The 21,791-nt window shown below is 65.2% G+C and carries 18 protein-coding genes; 10 read left to right on the top strand and 8 right to left on the bottom strand.

The annotated features are described in order from the left end of the window. Positions 1-164 precede the first annotated feature (164 nt). The 3 genes from IGS58_RS03055 (at position 165) to IGS58_RS03065 (ending at position 1,878) form a co-directional block, all read left to right on the top strand. Entirely contained in the window at positions 165-677 is a 513-nt protein-coding gene (locus tag IGS58_RS03055) for a methylated-DNA--[protein]-cysteine S-methyltransferase (protein ID WP_230520629.1), read from the top strand. Beyond that, entirely contained in the window at positions 674-1,591 is a 918-nt protein-coding gene (gene xerD / locus IGS58_RS03060) for a site-specific tyrosine recombinase XerD (protein WP_230520630.1), read from the top strand. The genes IGS58_RS03055 and xerD overlap by 4 nt, the downstream gene beginning before the upstream one ends. An 80-nt stretch (positions 1,592-1,671) precedes the next feature. Then, positions 1,672-1,878: a hypothetical protein gene (locus tag IGS58_RS03065; RefSeq protein WP_070257461.1), complete on the top strand. Its 207-nt coding sequence runs from the start codon at positions 1,672-1,674 to the stop codon at positions 1,876-1,878. 65 nt (positions 1,879-1,943) lie between these two features. Here IGS58_RS03065 and IGS58_RS03070 read toward each other — a convergent pair whose 3' ends face one another. Genes IGS58_RS03070 through IGS58_RS03080 form a run of 3 tightly spaced genes read right to left on the bottom strand, consistent with a single transcriptional unit; the run spans position 1,944 to position 7,429 of the window. Beyond that, a complete protein-coding gene (locus IGS58_RS03070) occupies positions 1,944-3,221 on the bottom strand; it encodes a TolC family protein (RefSeq protein WP_230520631.1) in 1,278 nt (425 codons plus the stop codon). Continuing rightward, complete coding sequence (locus tag IGS58_RS03075; RefSeq protein ID WP_230520632.1) at positions 3,208-6,312, bottom strand: efflux RND transporter permease subunit; 3,105 nt, start codon at positions 6,310-6,312, stop codon at positions 3,208-3,210. Before IGS58_RS03075 ends, IGS58_RS03070 begins: the two co-directional genes overlap by 14 nt. Then, positions 6,305-7,429, bottom strand: a complete 1,125-nt coding sequence (locus IGS58_RS03080) for an efflux RND transporter periplasmic adaptor subunit (RefSeq protein ID WP_230520633.1) — start codon at positions 7,427-7,429, stop codon at positions 6,305-6,307. Before IGS58_RS03080 ends, IGS58_RS03075 begins: the two co-directional genes overlap by 8 nt. 227 nt (positions 7,430-7,656) lie before the next feature. Here IGS58_RS03080 and IGS58_RS03085 point away from each other — a divergent pair, with 227 nt between their 5' ends. Together IGS58_RS03085 and IGS58_RS03090 are read left to right on the top strand one after the other, a co-directional pair. Then, positions 7,657-8,337 (top strand): response regulator transcription factor, encoded by a 681-nt coding sequence (locus IGS58_RS03085; RefSeq protein ID WP_034779983.1) that lies wholly within the window; start codon positions 7,657-7,659, stop codon positions 8,335-8,337. Next, positions 8,330-9,727, top strand: a complete 1,398-nt coding sequence (locus IGS58_RS03090; RefSeq protein WP_092607964.1) for a sensor histidine kinase — start codon at positions 8,330-8,332, stop codon at positions 9,725-9,727. Before IGS58_RS03085 ends, IGS58_RS03090 begins: the two co-directional genes overlap by 8 nt. Here the strand turns inward: IGS58_RS03090 and IGS58_RS03095 are convergent. The 4 genes from IGS58_RS03095 to IGS58_RS03110 all read right to left on the bottom strand — a co-directional run bounded on the left by IGS58_RS03095 (position 9,719) and on the right by IGS58_RS03110 (position 15,467). Beyond that, positions 9,719-10,033 (bottom strand): hypothetical protein, encoded by a 315-nt coding sequence (locus tag IGS58_RS03095; RefSeq protein ID WP_230520634.1) that lies wholly within the window; start codon positions 10,031-10,033, stop codon positions 9,719-9,721. The genes IGS58_RS03090 and IGS58_RS03095 overlap by 9 nt on opposite strands. Next, positions 10,030-10,749, bottom strand: a complete 720-nt coding sequence (locus IGS58_RS03100) for an MgtC/SapB family protein (protein WP_230522187.1) — start codon at positions 10,747-10,749, stop codon at positions 10,030-10,032. Before IGS58_RS03100 ends, IGS58_RS03095 begins: the two co-directional genes overlap by 4 nt. A 362-nt stretch (positions 10,750-11,111) precedes the next feature. Continuing rightward, on the bottom strand, positions 11,112-14,231 hold the full coding sequence (locus IGS58_RS03105) for an efflux RND transporter permease subunit (RefSeq protein WP_070257467.1): 3,120 nt from the start codon (positions 14,229-14,231) through the stop codon (positions 11,112-11,114). Positions 14,232-14,234: 3 nt separating this feature from the next. Then, positions 14,235-15,467: an efflux RND transporter periplasmic adaptor subunit gene (locus tag IGS58_RS03110; RefSeq protein ID WP_034779962.1), complete on the bottom strand. Its 1,233-nt coding sequence runs from the start codon at positions 15,465-15,467 to the stop codon at positions 14,235-14,237. Positions 15,468-15,860: 393 nt separating this feature from the next. Between IGS58_RS03110 and IGS58_RS03115 the strand changes: the two genes are divergently transcribed. After that, positions 15,861-18,395: a sensor domain-containing protein gene (locus IGS58_RS03115; protein ID WP_230520635.1), complete on the top strand. Its 2,535-nt coding sequence runs from the start codon at positions 15,861-15,863 to the stop codon at positions 18,393-18,395. Here IGS58_RS03115 and IGS58_RS03120 read toward each other — a convergent pair. Next, positions 18,392-19,378: an endonuclease/exonuclease/phosphatase family protein gene (locus IGS58_RS03120; RefSeq protein WP_230520636.1), complete on the bottom strand. Its 987-nt coding sequence runs from the start codon at positions 19,376-19,378 to the stop codon at positions 18,392-18,394. The genes IGS58_RS03115 and IGS58_RS03120 overlap by 4 nt on opposite strands. A gap of 37 nt (positions 19,379-19,415) precedes the next feature. Here IGS58_RS03120 and ybaK point away from each other — a divergent pair, with 37 nt between their 5' ends. The 4 genes from ybaK (at position 19,416) to IGS58_RS03140 (ending at position 21,766) form a co-directional block, all read left to right on the top strand. Then, positions 19,416-19,907, top strand: a complete 492-nt coding sequence (gene ybaK, locus IGS58_RS03125) for a Cys-tRNA(Pro) deacylase (protein WP_230520637.1) — start codon at positions 19,416-19,418, stop codon at positions 19,905-19,907. Positions 19,908-20,004: 97 nt separating this feature from the next. Continuing rightward, the gene (gene plsY / locus IGS58_RS03130; RefSeq protein ID WP_230520638.1) at positions 20,005-20,649 is read left to right on the top strand and encodes a glycerol-3-phosphate 1-O-acyltransferase PlsY; all 645 of its coding nucleotides are present in this window, start codon (positions 20,005-20,007) and stop codon (positions 20,647-20,649) included. 90 nt (positions 20,650-20,739) lie between these two features. Beyond that, complete coding sequence (locus IGS58_RS03135) at positions 20,740-21,405, top strand: DsbA family oxidoreductase (protein WP_230520639.1); 666 nt, start codon at positions 20,740-20,742, stop codon at positions 21,403-21,405. A gap of 70 nt (positions 21,406-21,475) precedes the next feature. Further along, positions 21,476-21,766: a DUF427 domain-containing protein gene (locus IGS58_RS03140; RefSeq protein WP_070281496.1), complete on the top strand. Its 291-nt coding sequence runs from the start codon at positions 21,476-21,478 to the stop codon at positions 21,764-21,766. Positions 21,767-21,791 lie beyond the last annotated feature (25 nt).

Here is a 21,791-nt window from a genome sequence, read left to right on the forward strand (position 1 = left end):
GACCGGGAACGTGAAGCAATATTTGAAGCGCACCGACTGGTGCGCTTTTTTTTCGTCCCCGGGAAACGTCCGCCGGCACGCCCAAAGTCGGTGCATAATTCCCGTGGCGCTGTTTCCGGCGCCGGCAGGTTGCATATATGCCACACTTGAATAATGATCAGCAGATGAAAAAACAACAGGGCAGTGAACTGTTCAGCGCCATCGTGGCCGCGCCGTTCGGCGCCATGGGCGTGCGCACACAGGATGGCCAGGTATGCGAGCTGGTGTATCTGCCGCCGCACTTTGCGGAAAAAGACGCGCAGGATGCCGTCTCCGAGCGGGCGTGCCGGCAACTGGCGCGCTATTTCCTCGATCCCGATCAGGTCTTCGACTTGCCGCTGGCAGGCGCGGGCAGCGCCTACCAGCAACGGGTATGGGCGGCGATCGCCGGCATCCCGCGCGGCCAGGTGCGCACCTATGGCGACGTGGCGCGCCTGATCGGCTCGGCGCCGCGCGCCGTGGGCCAGGCCTGCGGCGCCAACTGGTTTCCCGTGGTCATACCCTGTCACCGGGTCACGGCCGCTGGCGGCCTGGGCGGCTTTGCCCACCATGACGATGCGACGGGCTTCCACCTGGGCGTGAAGCGCTGGCTGCTGGCGCATGAAGGCGTGGCGGGCATGGGATGGTCAACACGATGATGAACAGCCTGCTGGCGCCCGACAACACTACCCTGATCGATGAATTCTGCGACAGCCTGTGGCTGGAAGACGGCCTGTCGAAAAACTCGTTGGACGCCTACCGGCGCGACATGCGGCTGTTTTCGCGCTGGCTGGAAGTGGCGCGGCCCGGGCGCGAGGGCCTGTACGACGTGTCCACGGCCGATATCGAGGCGTATTTCGCCGCCCGCCACGACGAGAGCAAGGCCACGTCGTCGAACCGGCGCCTGTCAGTGCTCAAGCGTTTTTACCAGCTGGCCCTGCGGCACAAGCATATCGCGGCCGACCCGTGCCTGAAGATGGTGTCGGCCAAGCAGCCCGCGCGCTTCGTGCATACCTTGAGCGAAGCGCAGGTGGAAGCGCTGCTGGCGGCGCCCGACGTGAGCACGCCGCTGGGCCTGCGCGAGCGCACGATGCTGGAACTCATGTATGCGAGCGGCTTGCGCGTGTCGGAACTGGTGGACTTGCAATCCGTGGAGCTGAGCCTGAACGATGGCGTGCTGCGCATCACGGGCAAGGGCAGCAAGACGCGGCTGGTGCCGTTCGGTGAACAGGCGCGGCTGTGGATCGAGCGCTACCTGAAGGAAGCGCGCGGCGTGATTCTCGACGGCCAGATGGACGATGCGCTGTTCGTCACGCGGCGCGGCGGCGCCATGACGCGGCAAATGTTCTGGGTCATCATCAAGAAACACGCGCTGAGCGCCGGCATCACGGCGCCGCTGTCGCCGCACACCCTGCGCCATGCGTTCGCCACCCATTTGCTGAATCATGGCGCGGACTTGCGTGTTGTGCAATTGTTACTGGGACACTCCGATATTTCCACCACGCAGATTTACACGCATGTGGCCCGCGAACGGCTGAAACTGCTGCATGCGCAGCATCATCCGCGAGGCTAAACATTTGGTGTTTGGTTCAATTACGTCATAATGTGCCTTATGTGCTTATCTGTAACATCTAAAAACTAAAGAGGTAGTAAATGGCCAAGACAAATTTCCAATACGAAAAACGGCAAAAAGAGCTGGAAAAGAAGAAGAAAGCCGAGGAAAAAGCCAGGCGCAAGCTGGAAGCGAAAAACAATCCGAAGCCGGCCGACGGCGGCGAGGGCGATGAGCCGGAAGCGGACGACGCCGACGTCGACGCCGATCCGGCCGCCGAAGGCGACGCTCCCGCCCAGCCCCAGTAATTCTCCGTTCCTGACGACCGGTGCGGCATGGCCGCGCCGGTATCTCCTCGCTCTCTCCTTCCCCGCTACAAGCGCGGCCGCTGGCCGATCGCCAGTTGCAGCTGCGTGCTGGCGATGGCCGCATCGGCGCGCGCCTGCACATAGCCTTGGTACGCCTCATCGGCCGAGCGCTGCGCCGCCAGCCATTCCAGCAGCGAGGCATTGCCTTTGACGTAGGACAGGCGCATGCCATCGACCACCTTTTGCGCATCGACCAGCACGCCGTCACGGTAGTGTGCCAGCCTGTCCTGCGCCGCCCGCAGCTGCCGCTGCGCCGTGCGCACTTGCGTTTCCGCTGTCAGTTCCGCCTGGCGCAGGGCCAGCATCGCCTGTGTCACGCCCGCTTCCGCCTGTACGATGTCGCCCTTGTCGCGCCGCGACAGGGGAATGGGGATGGCCAGCGAGATGGACAGCGCACGGGAGCGGGGCGCGCCATCGGCGGGATTGCCGCTGGCATCGATGCCGTCATGGTAGCCGCGCGCGGCGGCCAGGCCCAGCGTGACGGTCGGGTCGACGGCGCGGTTGGCGCGCACCAGCGCCGCGCCGTCGCGCAGGTTGTCCAGGGTAGCGCGGGCGATGCGCACGTCGCTGCGGGCATCGAGCGCTTGCGGCACCAGCACACCGGCATCCTGGTTCTCAAACGCGGCGAAGTCGCATGCCAGCTGCGCCTCCGGAAACAGCGCGTCGAACTGGCGTCCCAGCGGCGGCGACAGGGCCAGCATGGCGCTGTCCGACTCGCTGCGCGCCTGCGCCAGCTCGGCCTGGAACTGGTCGCGTTCCACGCGCGACTGCAGCAGCTCGATGCCGCCCACGTCGCCCGCCTTGCGCCGCACGGCGTTCGCTTCCACGACTTGCGACAGGGCCGCCATGGTCTGCTCCTTGCGCGCGGCCACTTCGCGCGTGCGGCACGCTTCCGTGAACGCGGCGGCGGCCGTGCCATACAGCTCGCTCCTGAAACCGGCCACCGTTTCCTCGGCCAGCGCGACATTGCTGTGCGCGGCTTTCAAGCGCGCGGCGCGCTTGCCGCCCGTCTCGATGGCCATGCTGATGGCCGGGTTCCACGTGACGGGACGGTGTTCGACGCTGCGCACGCTTTCGCGCGTGGCGCCCAAGGTGAATTCGGGATCGGGACGCAGGCCGGCGATGCCGATGCCGGCCTTGGCCGAGACGATGCTTTCCTGCTGCGACTGCAGCTCCAGGCTGTGGCTTTCCACGGCGGACAAATAGGTTTCAAAGCTCAGGGGGGCGGCGATGGCGCAAGGGGCGATCAGCCAGGCCGCCAGCAGTACATCAAAACGTGTCATGGGTCTCTCCTTCGGTATCGGTCTGGCGTTTGTGTACGTGCGCCTCGATCAGGTAATACAGGGCCGGCAACAGCAGCAGGGTCAGCGCCGTCGCCGTCACCAGACCGCCCACCACGACGGTGGCCAGCGGGCGCTGCACGTCGCTGCCCAGACCCGTGGCCAGCATGGCCGGCGTCAAGCCCAGGGCGGCCACCGTGGCCGTCATCAGGACGGGGCGCATGCGGTCGCGCGCGCCTTCCAGCACGGCGTCGCGCAAGCTGCGGCCTTCGTCGGCGCGCAAGCGGTTGATCTGCGCCAGCATCAGCACGGCGTTCAGGACGGCCACGCCGAACAGGGCGATGAAGCCGACGGCGCTCGACACGTTCAAGGTCATGCCGCGCAGGTGCAGCGCGGCCAGGCCACCGAGCATGGCCAGCGGCACGGCCAGCAAGACCAGCGCGGGCTGGCGCAGGTTGCGGAACTGGCCAAACAGCAGCAGGAACATGGCGCCCAGCGTCATCGGCAGGATCAGGGCCAAACGGCTTTGCGCGCGCTGCAGGTTCTCGAACTGGCCGCCCCATTCGACGCTGATGCGCTGGTGCTCGCCTGCCACGGCTTGCGCCACCAGCGGGCGCGCTTCGGCCAGGAAGCCGGCCAGGTCGCGTCCGCGGGCATTCAGGCGCACGATGATGTGGCGCCGTCCCATTTCGCGCACGATGACGCTCTCGCCCGAGGTGGTGCTGATGCTGGCCACCTGCGCCAGCGGGATCTTCGCGCCATTCACCGCCGTGAGTTTCAGGTTGGCGATGGCGTCCGGGCTGGAACGCGTGGCGGGCGGGAAGCGCACGGCGATGTCGTAGCTTTTCTCGCCCACGTACACCTGGCCGATGGGCGCGCCGCCGATGCCGGTGGCAATCAGGTCGGCCACGTCGGCCGCGTTGATGCCGTAGCGGGCCGCCTTTGCGCGGTCCAGTTCCACCTTCAGGTTGGGCAGCGGCGGTTCCACGTCCACGGCCACGTCGGAGGCGCCGGGGACACCTTTCAATACGTGCGCCACCTTGCCGGCGATGGCGCGCACTTCATCGAGGTCGTTGCCGAAGATTTTCACCGTCAGGTCGCTGTGCGCGCCCGACAATTTATCCTGCACGCCATCGATCATCGGCTGCATGAAGGCCACCGTAAAGCCGGGCATGCGCGCGAAGCGCTCATTCATTTTCGCGATCAGCTGCTGCTTGCTCATGCCCGATTTCCAGCTGGTATATGGATGCAGGCCCACGCTCGCCTCGATGTGCGACGGCGTCCAGTAATCGGTGCCGTCGTCGTTGCGTCCCGTCTGCGTGACGATGGTCGACACTTCGGGAAACTCCAGCGCGGCGCGCCGCAGTTCGCTGGCCATGTCGGACGCCTTGTCCAGCGTGATCCCGGGCGGCATCTGCACCTGCAGCCACAGGGAGCCTTCATCGAGGTAGGGCAGGAAGTCGCGTCCGATGGTAGTGCCCAGCAAAGCCAGGCACGCCAGCGAAGCGGCGCACACCATCGCCACCCAGCGCTTCCTGCCCACCATGCGTTCGAGGAAGCGGCCATACGCGCCCGCCAGCTTGTCCAGTGCGCGGTTATGGAAGGTGCGGCGCGGTTTGCGCAAGGCCAGCCAGGCCAGGCCGGGGATCAGCACCAGCGCCACCACCAGCGCGCCCACCAGCGCCGCGCCCACCGCATACGCCATGGGAGAGAACAGTTTGTATTCGATGCGCTGGAAGGCGAACAGGGGCAGGTAGGCGGCGATGATGACGGCCATGCCGAACATGATGGGGCGCGCCACCTGCAGGGTCGCGTCGATGGCGTCCTGCAGGGTGAGGGGCCGCTCCTGTTCCCGCTCGCGGCGGCGCAGCATGTTTTCCAGCACCACCACGGAACCGTCGACGAGGATGCCGAAGTCGATCGCCCCCAGGGACAGCAAATTGGCGGGAATTTTAAAGTGGTGCATGAAGATGAAGGCGATCAGCAGGGCCAGCGGGATCGTCAGCGCGACGATGGCGGCGGCGCGCGGGCTGCCCAGATACAGCAGCAGCACGAGGGCGACCAGCAGCATGCCTTCGCCCAAGGTATAACTGACCGTGTGCAGGGTGGCGTCGATCAGCGAGCTGCGGTCCAGGTAGGGCACCACTTTCACATCTTTCGGCAACAGGTTGGTATTGAGGTCATCGACGGCCGCGTGAATGCCGGCCAGCGCCTCGGACGGATTGAAATCCTTCAGCAGCAGGGTGATGCCTTCGATGGTGTCGGGGTTGTCGTCCTTGCCGAGGATGCCGCGCCGCTCCACGTTGCCGTAGGCGAGCTTGCCCAGGTCTTTCACCAGCACGGGCACGCCGTCCTTGCTGCTGACGACGACGTTGCCCATGTCGTCGAGCGAATGCAGCAAGCCCACGCCGCGCACCACGTACGATTGCTGGCCACGGTCGATGACGCTGCCGCCGCCGCTGATATTGTTGGCGTTGATGGCGTCCTTGACCTGCGCCAGCGAGAAACCGTAGCTGTCGAGTTTTGCGGGATCGAGTTCCAGCATGAATTGCGTCGTCAGGCCGCCGAAATTGCTGACGTCGGCCACGCCGCGCACCTGCTGCAGGCGCGGGATCACGGTCCAGAATTGCAGCTCGGACAGTTCGCGCAGCGAGCGTGTTTTCGATTCCAGCGTGTAGCGGTAGATCTCGCCCGTGGGCGAGGTATAGGGATCGAGTCCCGGCTTGGCCTCGTACGGCAGGTTCACGCTGGCCAGGCGTTCCTGCAGCCGTTCGCGCGTGAAGTAGCCATCGCTGCCATCCTCGAACACCACCGTGATCAGCGACAGGGCGAACAGGCTGCGCGTGCGCAGCACGTGCATGCCCGGCGTGCCCAGCAGGGCGCGTTCCAGTGGAATGGTGATCTGCTGTTCAATTTCCTCGGCGCCCAGGCCCGGCACCTGCGTGACGATCTGCGAGGTGACGTCGGCGATGTCGGGGTAGGCTTCGATGGGCAGCTGCTTCCAGCAATAGACGCCGTAGACGGCGACAAACAGCAGTACCAGCCAGACGATGCCGAGCCGCTGGCAGCAGGTGGCGATGAAACGGTCAATCATTGAGCAGCACTCCTTCCTTGACGACGATGCGTTCGCCCGCGCGCAAGCCCGAGACGATTTCCACCTGCCCGCCATGGCTGGCGCCCACTTCCACCGTGCGCGGCGAGAACACCAGCGGGCTGCGCTCCACCATCACGCGCGTCGATGGCCCGCTTTGCAGCACGGCGGCCGCTGGCACGAGGAGGGCGAGGCGGGAAGCGCCGGCGAATCCCGCGTGGGCGAACATGCCCGGCTTGAAGGCGCCGGCGCGGTTGTCGATGGCCACGCGCACCTTTACCGTGCGCGTCTCGGGATCGAGCACGGCGCCCACATACGCGACCTTGCCCTCAAAAGCCTTGCCGGGCCAGGCATCGACGGTGATGCTGGTCTTTTGTCCCACGGCCACGTGCGCCAGGTCCCTCTCGGCCACGTTGGCCGACAGCCACACGGTGGACAGGTCGGCCACCGTCATGACGGGCGCGTTGATATCGTTCCAGTAGCCGCCCTGGGCGCCTTCCATGGCGATCACGGTGCCGGCGATCGGCGAGCGCAAGACATAGTCGCGGCGCGAACCGCGCGCGCCGGCGCCGTACTGGGCCAGCTTGTCGGCGCTGGCCTGGGCATCGCTGCCGGCCTGCGCAAAAGCTGCCTGCGCCGCTTCGTACTCCTTGCGCGCGGCGATTTCCGCCTCGAACAGGGTTTTCTGGCGCTCCAGTTCCTGGCGCGCCTGCAGCAGGGCGGACTTCGCCTTGCTGTCGTCCGCGTAGGCGGCGCTCAGTTCCGCCGAATCGAGCGTGAACAGCGGATCGCCCGCCTTCACGCTGTCGCCCAAGGCGCGCTGCAAACGCGTGATGCGGCCAGCCAGCGGCGGCGTGATTTTCACCAGTTTTTCCGGCATCGCTTCGATGCTGCCTGGTGCATCCGTCTGCGTGGCGATCTCCTGTTCCTGCACGGCGGCGACCTGCAGGCGCTGGCGCAGCGGCGACATCTTGTCGACGGCGATGCTGCCGTCGTCCAGGTGTCTCGATTGGGCGGGCGGCGTGGCTGCCGCCGTCGGTTTGGCGCAGCCGGCCAGGGCCGAACAGGCGAGAGCGAGGGCGCAGCTGGCGCCCAGGGCGTTGCGGGTGGTCGTGTTCATCCCGTGTTTCCTTGTTATTGATGGTGATGGGGCATGCGTGGATGCCGTGCCCAGGCGGGCGGTCAGAAGGGGCGCGGGCAGAGATATGACAGCGCCGGAAAAGCATAGCAATATGGTCCTGAAGAAGCGCCCAAGAATGCCTGAATCATTCTTCAGGTTCGGTGCGCGCGCGGTGGAGCGCGGTAAAATGCCAGCATGGAAAACAGGGCGCGACGCGAAAGGCTGGCATGAGAATCCTCCTGGTGGAAGACGACCGCAAGGCGGCGCGCCTGCTGGCCCGCGGCTTGCAGGAAGAAGGCTTTGTTGTCGACGTGGCGCATAGCGCCGAGGAAGGCGAGGATGAAAGCTACGCCGTCGACTACGACGCGATCGTGCTGGACTGGATGTTGCCGGGCAAGCAGGGCATCGATTTTTGCCGCGACTTGCGCGCGCGCGGCATCCAGACGCCCGTGCTGATGCTCACGGCGCGCGACGCCACGGCCGACCGGGTGGCGGGCCTGAACACGGGCGCGGACGATTACCTGACCAAGCCGTTCGAATTCGAGGAACTGCTGGCGCGCATCCGCGCCCTGCTGCGCCGCTCCGACATCAGCCGCCCGCTGGTGCTGGCGCTGGCCGATTTGACGCTCGATCCCGTCAGTCACCAGGCGACACGGGCCGGTGCGCCGCTGGTGCTCACGCCCAAGGAATACGCGATTCTGCTGATCCTGCTGCGCCAGGCGGGCGAAGTGGTCAGCCGTGCGCGCCTGGCCGAGCAGATATGGCAGGCGGACCTGATCGGCATCGACAACCTGATCGATGTCCACGTGCGCAACCTGCGGGGAAAAGTGGATACGCCGGGCTTGCCGCCATTGATCCATACGGTGCGCGGACGCGGCTTCCGCCTGGCGGAAAACAACGGTGGCTAGCTTTCGCAAGCGCCTGCTGCTGGTGCACCTGGCCGTCATCCTCGCCATCGTCGCCTGCACGGCGCTGGCCGGCTACTGGGGCCTGTCGCGCGCCGTGCATGGCCAGCTCGATGCGGCCCTGCTGGCGCTGGCCGAGACGGAAATGGCCATGCTGCCGGCCGCGCCGCGCCAGCCCGTGCAGGTGCACGAGGTGGCGCCTGGCCTGGCGCAGCCCTCGTTGACGCGCCTGGATCGCCTGGTACAGATCATCGATGGAGAAGGCCGCGTGCTGGCGCGCAGCCGCAACCTGGAGGCGGCGCAGCTGCCGGCGCCGCCCGCCCTGCTGGCGCGCCTGGCGGCCGGCGAGACTGTCTTCGAGACCCTGCCCAAGTTTGGCGAAGAGCCGCTGCGCATGGTCTCGATTCCCGTGCCATCGTCCGGCGCAGGTCTGGCGGTGCAGGTGGCCGGTTCGCTCGACGACGCCAACCACGTGCTGGCCGCGGCCACGGTGCTGTTTGCCGCCATGGCGCTGGCCTTGCTGGCGGCCGTGGGCTTGGCCGGCGAAATGCTCACGCGCCGCGTGCTGGGCGCCATTGACGATGTGGTGGACCAGGCGCATTCGATCGGCGAAGCCAGTCTGCACCAGCGCTTGCCACATCCCGGCACGCAGGACGAAATCGGCCGCCTGGTCGATACCCTGAACGCCATGCTGGACCGACTGGAGCATGGCTATGATGCGCAGCGCCGCTTCACGGCCGACGCCTCGCACGAATTGCGCTCGCCCCTGTCGCGCCTGCGCACGGAAATTGAAATCACCCTGCGCCGCCCGCGCGAAGCGCCCGAGTATGTCGATGCGCTGGCGTCCTGCCTCGATGAAGTGCAGCGCCTGACGACCCTGGTGGAAGAATTGCTGATGCTCACCCGCCTGGATGTGGGCCAGGAGCGCAATGCGGTGGAAACCATCGCGCTCAATCCCCTCGTGCGGGCGGCCGCGCAGCGCCTGGAAAAGGCGGCGGCGCAGCGCGGCATCCGCATCGTCTTCGATGACAGTGTGACCGTCCAGGCCAAAGTGGCAGCCGGCCCGGTGGACTTGGTGCTGGCCAATCTGCTCGATAACGCCGTGAAGTTTTCGCCGCCAGACAGCGTCATCACGGTGCGCGTGGTGCGCGATGGCGAACAGGCGTTTGTGGGCGTGGCGGATGCGGGGCCGGGCATCGGCGTGGACGATTTGCCGCATCTGTTCGAGCGCTTTTACCGGGGCGCCCAGGCGCGTGCAGGCGAGGCGCCCGGCTTCGGCCTGGGCCTGGCCCTGTCGCAGGCCATCGTGCACGCGTATGGCGGCAGTATCGAGGCGCGCAACCGCCCGGAAGGCGGCGCGCTGTTCATCATGCGCCTGCCCGCCTCAGATTGACGGTGCGACGCCTTCCCAGCGCACTTGCCGCACTTGCGGCCAGGCGCCCGCGCGGTTGACGAAGCGTACCAGCACGGCGCGCTGCACGGCCTGGCACAGCACCGTGGCGATCAGGTGCACCACCTGCCTGGCGTCGTCCCAGCTGCGCAGCATCTGCGACGGCGCCAGGCCTGCGCCCTTGAGTTCGGCCAGCAGCAGGCGCACCACATGGTCGGCTTGCGCCGCGGGGCAGGTGACGGTCAGGCGGTAGGTGGCCACGACAGGCGCTTGCCTGGCAAACCAATGGAAGAACTTTTTCATCATCATACCCCCCGCTCGGCGACAAATTCCGCGTTGTTTACCAGCGCCCAGCGCACGGCCGAAACGCTGCCTTCCAGGCTCACCTGGCTGACGATCTGCTCCAGCAATCCCGGGCTGGACAAGGGCGTGAGCAGGTCGGCGCGCACTTCGATGCGCCCCGCGTGCGCGGCATCCTCGCTGTGCAGCGATTGCAGCATCAGCGCCGGCATGCCGCTGATCAAGCGCAGCATCAGCTTGCGCACCTGGACTTCCTGCTCCGCCTCGCACACGGCTGTCACGCGGTAGATGCTTTCCGTTTCGATGCCCGCTTCGCTGCCATGCGCGTTGATGCGTTGCGCCAGATGGCGCAGCACCAGGTTGGCGATCAGCACGAAGCCAGTGCCGATAGCCGCTTCCAGCGCGAAGCCCAGGCCGCACAGGATACCGATGGCGGCCGAGCACCACAGGGTGGCGGCCGTGTTCAGGCCGCGCACCGTCATGCCTTCTCGCATGATGACGCCGGCGCCAAGGAAGCCGATGCCCGACACCACTTGCGCGGCGATGCGCATGTGGCCAGAGGCATCGCCTTCGAGCACGGAAACCATCACGAACAGCGAGGCGCCGACGGACACCAGCGCATTCGTGCGCAGGCCCGCCATGCGCTGGCGCAGCTGGCGTTCGGCGCCGATCATGGCGCCCAGGGTCAATGCCGCGGCAACGCGCAGCGCAAAGTCAAATACCACCATTATTTCTCCCGGCTGGGGAGGAACAGGCGAGTGCCAGGGCGTGCGGAAACCGCCCGGTAAAGGGGGCAGCAGACGATAACGGTGGAACGATGAGGAGGGAAGTGCGGCGAATGGACATCGCCGCTGGTATAACCGCACCTTGCCATGGGCAGGGCGGGCGGAATGCGCGCGTCTTGCCTAAGGCCGATCGCCGATGGTCAATCGACTACTGTCACTGGAACAAGCACCCACGAGTCACTCCATATCATTGATAACGGGGACAGTCTAGCCAGTGGGGCAGCTTTGGTCAACTGAAGCTCTCTTCAGAAAGCCGCCGCGTCGTCCCCGCCAATGCGGGGACGGTGAAGGCGACCGGTCAATCAGTGGGCGTGTGCCTTGCCGTCGTCGGCGGATGCGGCATGCTCGCCGCCGCTGCCACCAAAGAAGCGCGCGGCGCGCTTGCCCAGGCTGTCGAGGTAGGTGTAGGCGACGGGCACCACCACCAAGGTCAGCAAGGTCGAGGTGATGACGCCGCCGATGACGGCGCGGCCCATCGGCGCCTGCGATTCGCCGCCGTCGCCCATGCCGATGGCCATCGGCAGCATGCCGAAGACCATCGCGAGGGTCGTCATCAGGATGGGGCGCAAACGTACTTGCCCCGCTTCCATCAGCGCCTCGAACTGTCCCAGGCCTTCGCGCTGGCGCTGGTTGGTGAAGTCGACCAGCAAGATCGCATTCTTGGTGACCAGGCCCATGAGCATGATGAAGCCGATCACGGAGAAGATGTTCAGGGTGCTGCCCGTGATCAGCAGGGCGGCCAGCACGCCGATCAGCGACAGCGGCAAGGACACCATGATGGCGATCGGCTGCAGGAAGCTGCCGAACTGCGACGCCAGCACCAGGTAGATGAAGATCACGGCAATGCCCAGCGCCATCATCGCGCCGCCCATGGTTTCGGCCATCTGCTGCGCATTGCCGGCCACGTCGAAGCGCACGCCGGGCGGCAGGTCGATGGACTTGATGGCTTTCTGCACGTCGGCGTCGACGTCGCCGGCAGGGCGGCCCTGCACGCCCGCATAGATGGCGACCCGGCGTTGCAAGGCCTGGCGTTTCAGCACTTGCGGGCTCGATGACGGCACGAATTCGACCACCTGGCGCAGCGGAATCATCACGGGCTTGCCGTTCGCGTCAAACTTGCTGGACGCTAGCGACAGGTCGGCCAGGTCGGCCACTTTCTGGCGGCCCGATTTCGGCAGCTGGACGTTGACGTCATAGTTTTGTCCATCGCTGGCTAACCAGTGGCTGACCGTGTCGCCCGCTACAAAAGGCCGCAGGGCATTGCCGATCTGCTGCACCGACAAGCCCAGGTCGCTGGCCAGCTCGTTATTGATTTTCACGGTGGTCGACGGATTGGCGCCTTCCTGGCTGTACTCCATGTCGGCCAGGCCCTTGATGGTGCGCATCTTGTCCATCAGCCGGTGCGCCACCGCATCGAGCTTGCCTTCATCCGTGCCGAGGATGGCGATGAAGATGGGGCGGTTGCCGACGGACAGGGTGATGCCGGCGATCGGTGCCAGGCGCTCGCGGATCAGCTTTTCCAGTTCCTGCTGCGAGCGGCGCTTGTGCGTCTTGAGGTCCGTCAGTTTCAGGTTCACCTCGGCCGCGTTGCGTCCATCGGGCGTGCCAATATTGGCCACCAGGCTGTCGATCTCGGGAAACTCCTTCAGGGCCGTTTCGATCTGGCGCACTTTGCTGTCCGTGTATTCGAGGCTGGAGCCGACGGGCGTCTTGAAGCGCAGGTTGACCCAGCCCTGGTCCGTCTCGGGGAACATCTCGCCGCCGATCATCGGCACGAGCATCAGGCTGCCCGCGAACAGGGCCACGGCCGTGGCCAGGGTGGTCTTGCGCCAGCGCAGGGCCACAGCCAGCACCTTGCCGTACCAGACGTGCAGGCGGTCGATGCCCGTCTCGATCCAGGCCATGAAGCGGCCCAGCCACGGCGCATACTTGAAGCGGTCCTTGACGGGGTCGCGCCAGACGGACGACAGCATGGGGTCGAGCGTGAAGCTGACGAACAGGGAGACGAGCACGGCGACCGCCACGGTGATGCCGAACTGCAGGAAGAAGCGGCCGATGATGCCGTCCATGAAGGCGACCGGCACGAACACGGCGACGATGGCGAACGTGGTGGCCATCACGGCCAGGCCGATTTCATTGGTGCCGTCGTTGGCCGCCTTGTAGTGGTTCTTGCCCATGCCCAGGTGGCGCACGATGTTTTCGCGCACGACGATGGCGTCATCGATCAACAGGCCAATGCACAAGGACAGCGCCATCAGGGTCAAAAAGTTCAGGGTAAAGCCGAAGGCCTTCATGGCGATGAAGCTGGCCAGCACGGAGATCGGCAAGGTCAATCCCGTGATGATGGTCGAGCGCCACGAGTGCAGGAACAGGAAGACGATCACCATGGTCAGCACGGCGCCTTCGATGATGGTGCGCTTGACGTTATTGAGCTGGCTTTGCACGCGTTCCGATTCGTCGTCCAGCACGCGCAGGGTGATATCGGGCGGCAGCGTCTTTTGCAGGTCCGCCGCCACTTTCAGGATGCCGGTACCCACTTCGACCACGTTGGCATCCTGCACCTTGGTGATTTCCATGGTCACGGCTTGCTGGCCGTTCATGCGCGAGATCGACAGTTCTTCCTGTTCGCCGTCGACCACGGTGGCCACCTGATCCAGGTAGACGGGGCCGATGGCGCGGCGCGCGACGATGATCTTGCCGAATTCGCGCGCATCCTTGATCTTGCCTTCCACGCGCACCAGCTGTTCGGCCGCGCCATGGCTGATCGAGCCGGCCGGCAAATTGGTATTCGTCGCCTGGATGGCGCGGATCACTTCATCGACGCCGATGCCCTGGGCATTGAGTTCGATCGGTTTCATGCTGATGAGGATCTGGCGCGCGCGCAAGCCGCGCAGTTTGACTTGCCCCACGCCGGCCACGCCCTGGAAGCGCTTGCTGATGATCTGTTCCGTCATGGTCGACAGCGAGCGCAGGTCATGCCCGGTCGAGGTCAGCACGATGGTGGCGATGGGGCGTTCGTTGTCGCCTTCGGCGCGGGCGATGAACGGGTCCTTGGCTTCTTTCGGGAAGCGGGGGCGCACCAGGGCCACCTTGTCGCGCAAGTCCTGCATGGCCTTGTCCATGTTCGTCGACAGCTCGAATTCCAGGTAGACGCCGGCGCGTCCTTCCCACGAGTTGGCGCGGATGGTCTTGATGCCGCTGACGGTGTTGACGGCGTCCTCGATGGGGCGCGTGATGTCGTTTTCCACGGCTTCGGGCGAGGCGCCCGGGTAGTTCACTTCAATGGCGGCGAACGGGAACTGCACGCTGGGCATGCTTTCCACGCCCAGGCCCCGGTAGGAGAAGATGCCCAGCACCACCAGCGCCACCATGACCATGGTGGCGAAGACGGGATTTTGAATACTGACTTTGGTCATCCACATGGCTCAGTCCTTCCGTGCCAGCACGGCTGCCGGCGCGGCAGGGGCGGCAGCTGGTGCGGCGAAGGTCACGCTGTGGCCCGGCTTGACGCCATCGAGCTTGGCGATGATGACTTTCGCGCCCGGCACCAGGCCGGACGTCACTTCCGCATAGCCTTCATCCTCGTTGCGTAGTCCCAGCGTGACGGGCTGGGCGACCACCTTGTTGTTCACCAGCGCATACACGACGGGCCCCTGCTTTTCATTGCGCACGGCCGTCAATGGCACCAGCGGCGCCACGGATGAGCGCTCGGTGACGATGCTGCCCTTGGCGAACATGCCGCCGCGCAGTGCGCCATCGCCATTGTCGACGGCGATGTAGACGAGCATGGCGCGTGAGCCGCTCTCGGTGGTGGGGTTGATGCGCGTGACCTTGCCGGCGAAGTCGCGCGCGCCGAAGCCGTCGACCTTGAAGTGCACATCCTGGCCCAGCTTGATGCGGGGAATTTCCGCGCTGGGCACGGGCGCTTCCAGGGTCAGTTGCGCCAGGTTGACGATGGTGTAGACGGGCATGTCGGGGGAGACTTTTTCGCCAGCCTGCAGGTGGCGCTTGCTGACGATACCGGCCATGGGCGCGCGAATCACCGTGTCGGCCAGCGCGATGCGGGCGATGTCGACCATGGCAGCGGCGGATTTGACGCTGGCGCGCGCCAGGTCGACGGAGTTTTGCGTCGTGTCGTAGGCCGTTTGGGAAATGTACTTTTGCTTGAGCAAGGCCTGGCTATTGGCCTCGTTTTTGCTTGCCATCGACAGGCGCGCCTGCGCTTCGTCGAGCATGGCTTGCTGCTGCGTCAGGCGGGCGCGCTGGTCGGCCGCATCCAGGCGCACGAGGATTTGCCCATCCGCCACATGCTGGCCTTCCTGCAAGGTCGTTTCCTGGATCACGCCGGAAACCTTGGCCTTGATGGTGGCCTGGGTCAAGGGCGCCAGCGAGCCGGACAGGGGCAGGCTGATTGCCAGCGCGCGCGCATCGATGGCGGCCACGTCGCCCTGCGCCAGTTCATGCACGGGCGTCTTGTCCTGCTCCTTCTTCTTGCTCGCTTGCAGTTCGGCAGCCTTGGCGGCTTGCTGCTTCGATTGCATCACCGTCCAGCCGCCGCCGGCCAGGGCCAGCACGACCAGGATCAGCACGGGGGTGCGCCAGCGCCGGCGGCGCGTGGCGGCAAGGGGGGAGGCGGGGGGCAGGGTCTCGTTTTTCATAGGTTTTTTAGTCAGGAGCGGCGCAGGGGTTCGGCGCCAGGTCTCGGTGCGGACCCGGCCTGTCGCTGGCCGGGAGAATTCGGGTAGCGCATCACCGTGGCGGCCGCAGGCAGCACGCCTGCCGCTGCGGTCGTTCACGGCGATGCGCATGTTGCCACTTTAGGAAGATTCAAGTCTGGCCGCCATCGCTGTGCGACAGATTGCACAAAATCGGGGCTGGAATGCAAAAAACGGCGACCGGAACCACTGCCGGCATGCCCGCGGTGCGCGTCACGATGCTTGCGCATCCTCAAGAAGCCGATTCGCGGGCGCGCAAGAATGGTCGGGATGGTTGCGCCACCGGACAGGCCATCCGCCCGCCGGTTGCCGCGCTGCCGCGCCACGGGGGGCCTGATGTCTGATCGGATTGTCGGAGCCGCCCCGTCGCCGGGCCGTTTGCTGGCCGCTGCCGAACCGCAGGCGGGGCCGGCCGGCAAGGCGCTCGATTTGCTGTCCATCATTGTTGCCGCCGTCGAACAGGCGCCCGGTCTGGCCGTGCGCGGCATCGACCGCGATGGCATCGTGCGCTACTGGAGCTTTGGCGCGGCGCGCCTGTATGGCGTGACGGCGGAGCTGGCGCTGGGCCAGCCGTGGGCCAGGGTGGCCGCTTCGCTGCCGGACGCCGCCACCGTGGCCGAGGAGGTTGCCGGTGAATTGGCGGCCGTGTGGGACAGCGGCAAGGCGCGCAGCACGCGCCTGTGGATGCTGGATGCCGATGGCGCCGCGCCGCGCTGCATCTGTTCCACCGTTTTTCCTGTCATGCAATCCGGAAGAGTGCGGCAAGTGGTCTGCATCGATGTCGACATCACGGCCAGCGGCCAGGATGGCGCCGCGCAGGGCGCCTTGTTGCTGATGGGCGACAATTTCCGCCAGTTGTATCAGAAATCCGCCGATGCCATCCTGCTGCTGCGCGACGAGCATATCGCCGAGGCGAATCCGGCCGCCATTGCCCTGTTTCAATGTGAAGACCGGCAACGCCTGCTGGGGCGCCGCCTCAGCGACTTTTCGCCCTTGCGCCAGCCCGATGGCGAATTGTCATCGTTGAGCGGCACGCAACTGGCGGCGCAGGCCCACGCCGACGGCAATTGCCGCTTTGACTGGCGCTATCAGACGTGCAGCGGCGAGCTGTTCTGGGGCGAAGTGCTGCTCACTTCCGTCACGCTCGACCACACCTACCTGTTTTACGCCGTGATCCGCGATATTTCCTCGCGCAAATTGGCCGAGCGGGCCCTGTACCTGTCGATGCAGGTCATCGAGCATGCAAGTGTCGCCATCGTCGTGATGGACCCGCAGCAGCGGGTCGTCAGCATGAATCCCGCGTACAGCGAGATCAGCGGCTATAGCCTGGACGACATGCTGGGCAAGCCCTTCGTCCTGCACGGCGTGGAGCCGGATGCGCCGGCGTTTTTCGATCACGTGTGGGACGAGGTCGATGCGAATGGCTATTGGCAAGGCGATATCATGGGCCAGCGCAAGGCGGACGGGCGCTACCCGGCCTGGCTGTCGCTGACGGCCATCCGCGACTCGCAAGGGCAATTGAGCAATTACCTGGCCATTCTCAGCGATATCAGCGAGCGCAAGAAAAACGAGGAGCACACGCGCCACCTGGCCGAGCACGATTTCCTTACCGACTTGCCGAACCGGGTGCTGCTGCTGGACCGGCTGTCGCTGGCCCTGGCGGCCGCGCGGCGCAAGCTGAGCATGCTGGCCATCCTGTACCTGGATCTCGATCATTTCAAGCACATCAATGACAGCATGGGCCACCACGTGGGCGACTTGCTGCTCAAGGAAGTGGCGCGGCGCCTGGTGCGCTGCGTGCGCGGCGTCGATACGGTCAGCCGGCATGGCGGCGACGAGTTCGTCATCATCCTGGCCGAGGTGGGCGGCATCGACCAGGTGGCCCATGTGGCGTCCAGCCTGCTGCATGCCGTGACGCAGGTGTACCAGCTGGGCGAATATGAACTGCATGTGTCGACCTCGATCGGCGTAGCCATCTTTCCCAGCGATGGCGACAGCATCGATACCCTCGTGCATAACGCCGACATCGCGATGTACCATGCCAAGGAAAGCGGGCGCAACAATTTCCAGTTTTTCAATGCCGAGATGAATGCGCAAATCGTCGAGCGGGCCAGCCTGGAGCAGGGCTTGCGCGAAGCGCTGGGACGCGATGAATTCGTGCTGGAGTTCCAGCCCGCGCTCGATGTTGCCAGCGGGCAGATCGTTGGCGCCGAAGCGCTGCTGCGCTGGCGCCACCCGCAACTGGGCGTGCTGCCGCCCGAGCGCTTCATCGCCGTGGCCGAGGAATGCGGCTTGATGGTGTCGATTGGCAACTGGGTGCTGCGCCACGCGTGCCTGCGCGCGCGTGCCTGGCACGATGCGGGCCATGCCTGGCGCGTGGCCGTGAATCTGTCGCCGGCGCAATGCCTGCACAATAATTTGTTGCTGAGCGTACAAGAGGCACTGGCGGTGTCGGGCTTGCCTGCCGGCTGCCTGGAACTGGAAGTGACGGAGTCCTTGCTGATGAAGGGTGGCGCCCGCCTGGCCGGGGTGCTGGCGCAGCTGCGCGCGCTGGGCGCCAGGCTGGCCATCGATGACTTCGGCACCGGCTATTCGCGCCTGGCCAATCTGCGCCATTACCCGGTGGATAAACTCAAGATCGATCCCTCGTTCCTGCCCGCCGCCGCGAACGGCGCGGCAGGCGAGTCCGACACGGCCGTCGCCGCCACCATCATCGCCATGGCGCGCGCGCTGCAATTGACGGTGATTGCCGAAGGCGTGGAAACGGCGCAGCAGCTGGCGTATCTGCGGGGGCAGGGCTGCCAGCAATACCAGGGCCGCTATGCCAGCGCGCAAGTCGAGGGCAGCGCGCTGGCGAGGTTGCTGCATTAGTGGATATTTCCCAACAGCTTGATGCGTGCCAGCACCTGGCCATGGTCGGATGCATGCGGCAAGCCCAGCAGCAAATGGTCGTTGAGATAACCCACTTCCTGTACCACGCCGATGGCGCGCGGCGAGGCGGCGTGGAAATGTTCGGACACAAGGATGTGGTCGATCGTCATGTAGGTGCTGTCGTGGATATTCGTGTAGCCCACGTGGCGCAGGGCATCCTGGCGCAGCTGGATGGCATTGGCGTCGTACAGGCGCGCGCGCATTTCCGGCATGTCGCCATGTGGTTCGCACGGCCCGCCCGCCCCCATGACGATGGCCGTGGTGACGGCATTGGCGATGTCGTTGAAGTCGCCCAGCACGATGCGGGGGCGGCCGCTGTGGCCCAGTTCGCTTGCCAGCACGCGCAGGGCCACGGCTTCCGCGCCGCGCCGCTGCAGCGAGCGCAGGTTGGCCAGCGCGTAGGCGATGGCATCGCTGCCGTCGCCATGGCGGTAGTCGGGCCGGCGTGATTTCAAATGCACGACGACCACGTCCGTGAGTTGTCCGCCAGGCAAGATGACCTGGACGTGCAGGGGCGCGCGGGCGAAGCGGCAGGCATTGTCATCTTGGACATGGCTGTCGGCAGGCACGCTCACGCCGGCGGGGAAATTCGCCCAGGCAACACCAGCGCCGGCCAGCGGCAGGCGCGACACCAGCGCCACCGTGGGCAATATGCGTCCGGCGGCATCCATCGCATCGTAGCCGGCCAGGGTGGCTTCGCGGTAATGGCGCGTGCGCGACAGTATGTCGCGCAAGGCCGCTTGCGAGAAAATTTCCTGGAAACCGATCACGTCGGCGTCGAGCAGGTCGATCTGCCGCGCCGTCCACTCCGCCTTGGCCGCGTATTGCGCCGGGCTCAACGGTTCCAGGTTGTCATACAATTTCGCCCCGGCGGGGGCCAGGTTGCAGACATTGAATGTGGCAAAGCGGATTTCTTCCTGCATAATTAGCACTCCTCACTGAACGATCAGCGTATCACGCATGGCTAAAAAAGAGCATATTTCCGAGACCCAGGCGACGCAGTTGCTGCGCAAGCATCAAGTTTCCTTCGATGAACACCCGTATCCGTACGAGGAGCACGGCGGCACCAGCGTCTCGGCGCGCGAATTGAACGTGCCCGAGCATGCGGTGATCAAGACCCTGGTGATGCAGGATGAGGCGGCCAAGCCGATGATCGTGCTCATGCATGGCGATTGCAAGGTGTCGACCAAGAATCTGGCGCGCGCCATCGGCTGCAAGTCCGTCGAGCCGTGCAAGCCCGAGGTGGCGCAGCGCCATTCCGGCTACATGATCGGCGGCACCTCGCCGTTCGGCACGAAAAAGGCCATGCCCGTGTACGTGGAGCAATCGATCCTGGCGCTTGAACGCATCTATATCAATGGCGGGCGGCGCGGCTTCCTCGTCTCGCTGACGCCGCAGGTGCTTGTTGATTTGTTGCAAGCCAAGCCGGTGCAGTGCGCCCTGCAGGATTAATGAAATAGACGACGGGCTGTTACCGGGCATCGGCCATGGTGTATATTCTGCTGCGCCAGCCTCGATGCTGGTGTAATAAACACAATAAAGGGAAGAAATGAATCCAGTAATCACAACCGTGGCAATGACAGTGGCCGCTTACTTGCTCGGCTCGATATCGTTTGCCGTGGTGATGAGCAAGGTCTACGGCATTGCCGATCCGCGCACCTATGGCTCGAAAAATCCGGGCGCCACCAACGTGCTGCGCAGCGGCAACAAGGGCGCCGCCATCATGACCCTGCTGGGCGATGGCGCCAAGGGCTGGCTGGCCGTGTTCCTGGCCGACCATTTTGCCACTGCGCTGGGCGTGGGCGACACGGCCGTGGCCCTGGTGGCCATCGCCGTTTTCCTCGGCCATTTGTGGCCCGTGTTCTTCCGCTTTGTCGGCGGCAAGGGCGTGGCCACGGCCCTCGGTGTGCTGCTGGGCATCAATCCATGGCTGGGCCTGGCGACCCTGGCTACCTGGCTGATCATCGCCTATGCCTTCCGCTATTCCTCGCTGGCAGCGCTGGTGGCGGCCCTGTTCGCGCCGTTTTACTATGGCTTGCTGTTCGGCGTCGATCCCATCTTGCTGTCCGTGATCGTCATGAGCGTGCTGCTGGCTTATCGCCACAGCCAGAACATCGCGAACTTGCTCTCCGGTAAGGAAAGCAAGATCGGCGGCAAGAAGGATGCGGCCAAGGCGACCGTCAAGAAGAAGTAAGCGCTTGATTTCCCGCGGCCCGCACGCATATGCTGTGCTTGCGGCGCCGCGCGGTGCGGCCGCCACCGACTCGCGCAAAGGCTGCCCACCATGAGTTCCACTCCCGCCACCCCCACCTCCATCCGTATCGATTTCGTGTCCGACGTTTCCTGCCCTTGGTGCGTGGTGGGCCTGAAATCGCTGGAGCAGGCGCTGGACAAGCTGCAAGACACCGTCCAGGCCGACATCCACTTCCAGCCTTTCGAGTTGAACGCCAATATGCCGCCCGAAGGCGAGGATATCGGCGAACACATTGCCCGCAAATACGGTTCCACTCCGGAACAGATGGCGCAGTCGCGCGAAGCCATCCGCGCGCGCGGCGAGCAGCTGGGCTTTACCTTTGCCATGGACAAGCGCGGCCGCATCTACAACACCTTCGATGCGCACCGTCTGCTGCACTGGGCCGGGCTGGAAGGGCGTCAGAAGCAACTCAAGATGGCGCTGTTCGATGCCTATTTCACGCAGGGACAGGATCCATCCTCGCACGAGGTGCTGCTGGCCGTGGCCGGCAAGGTGGGATTGGACACCGTCAAGGCGGCCGAGGTGCTGGCATCAAACGCCTACGCGGACGAGGTGCGCGCGCAGGAACAGTTCTACCAGCAGAACGGTATCAACTCGGTGCCTGCCGTCATCATCAACGAGCGCCACCTGATTTCCGGGGGCCAGCCGCCTGAAGTGTTCGAGCAAGCCTTGCGCCAGATCATCGCCGGCGCTTGAGCGGGGCGCCAATGGCGCGCGCCATGGCAGACTTTTTGCGCTACACTCGGCGCAGAAGGAGGATAGTCAAATGCCAACAGCCAGCTGGAATGGCGCTGTCATCGCGCAAGCCACCGATGCGCAGGTGCAAGTCGTTGAAAACAATGTATATTTTCCTTTATCGTCTGTGACGCAGGAATACCTGCGTCCCAGCAGCCACACGAGCATTTGCCCGTGGAAGGGCACGGCCAGCTATTACGACCTCGTCGTCGGTGGCCAGACGAATGCCAACGCGGCCTGGTATTACCCCCAGCCCAAGGATGCCGCCAAGCAAATTGCCGGCCACGTCGCCTTCTGGCGCGGCGTGAGCGTCGAGCGCTGACCTGATTCCCCCAATTTCCTGACAA

Source organism: Janthinobacterium sp. EB271-G4-7A (genome assembly GCF_020858075.1).
Classification (GTDB): domain Bacteria; phylum Pseudomonadota; class Gammaproteobacteria; order Burkholderiales; family Burkholderiaceae_D; genus Janthinobacterium; species Janthinobacterium lividum.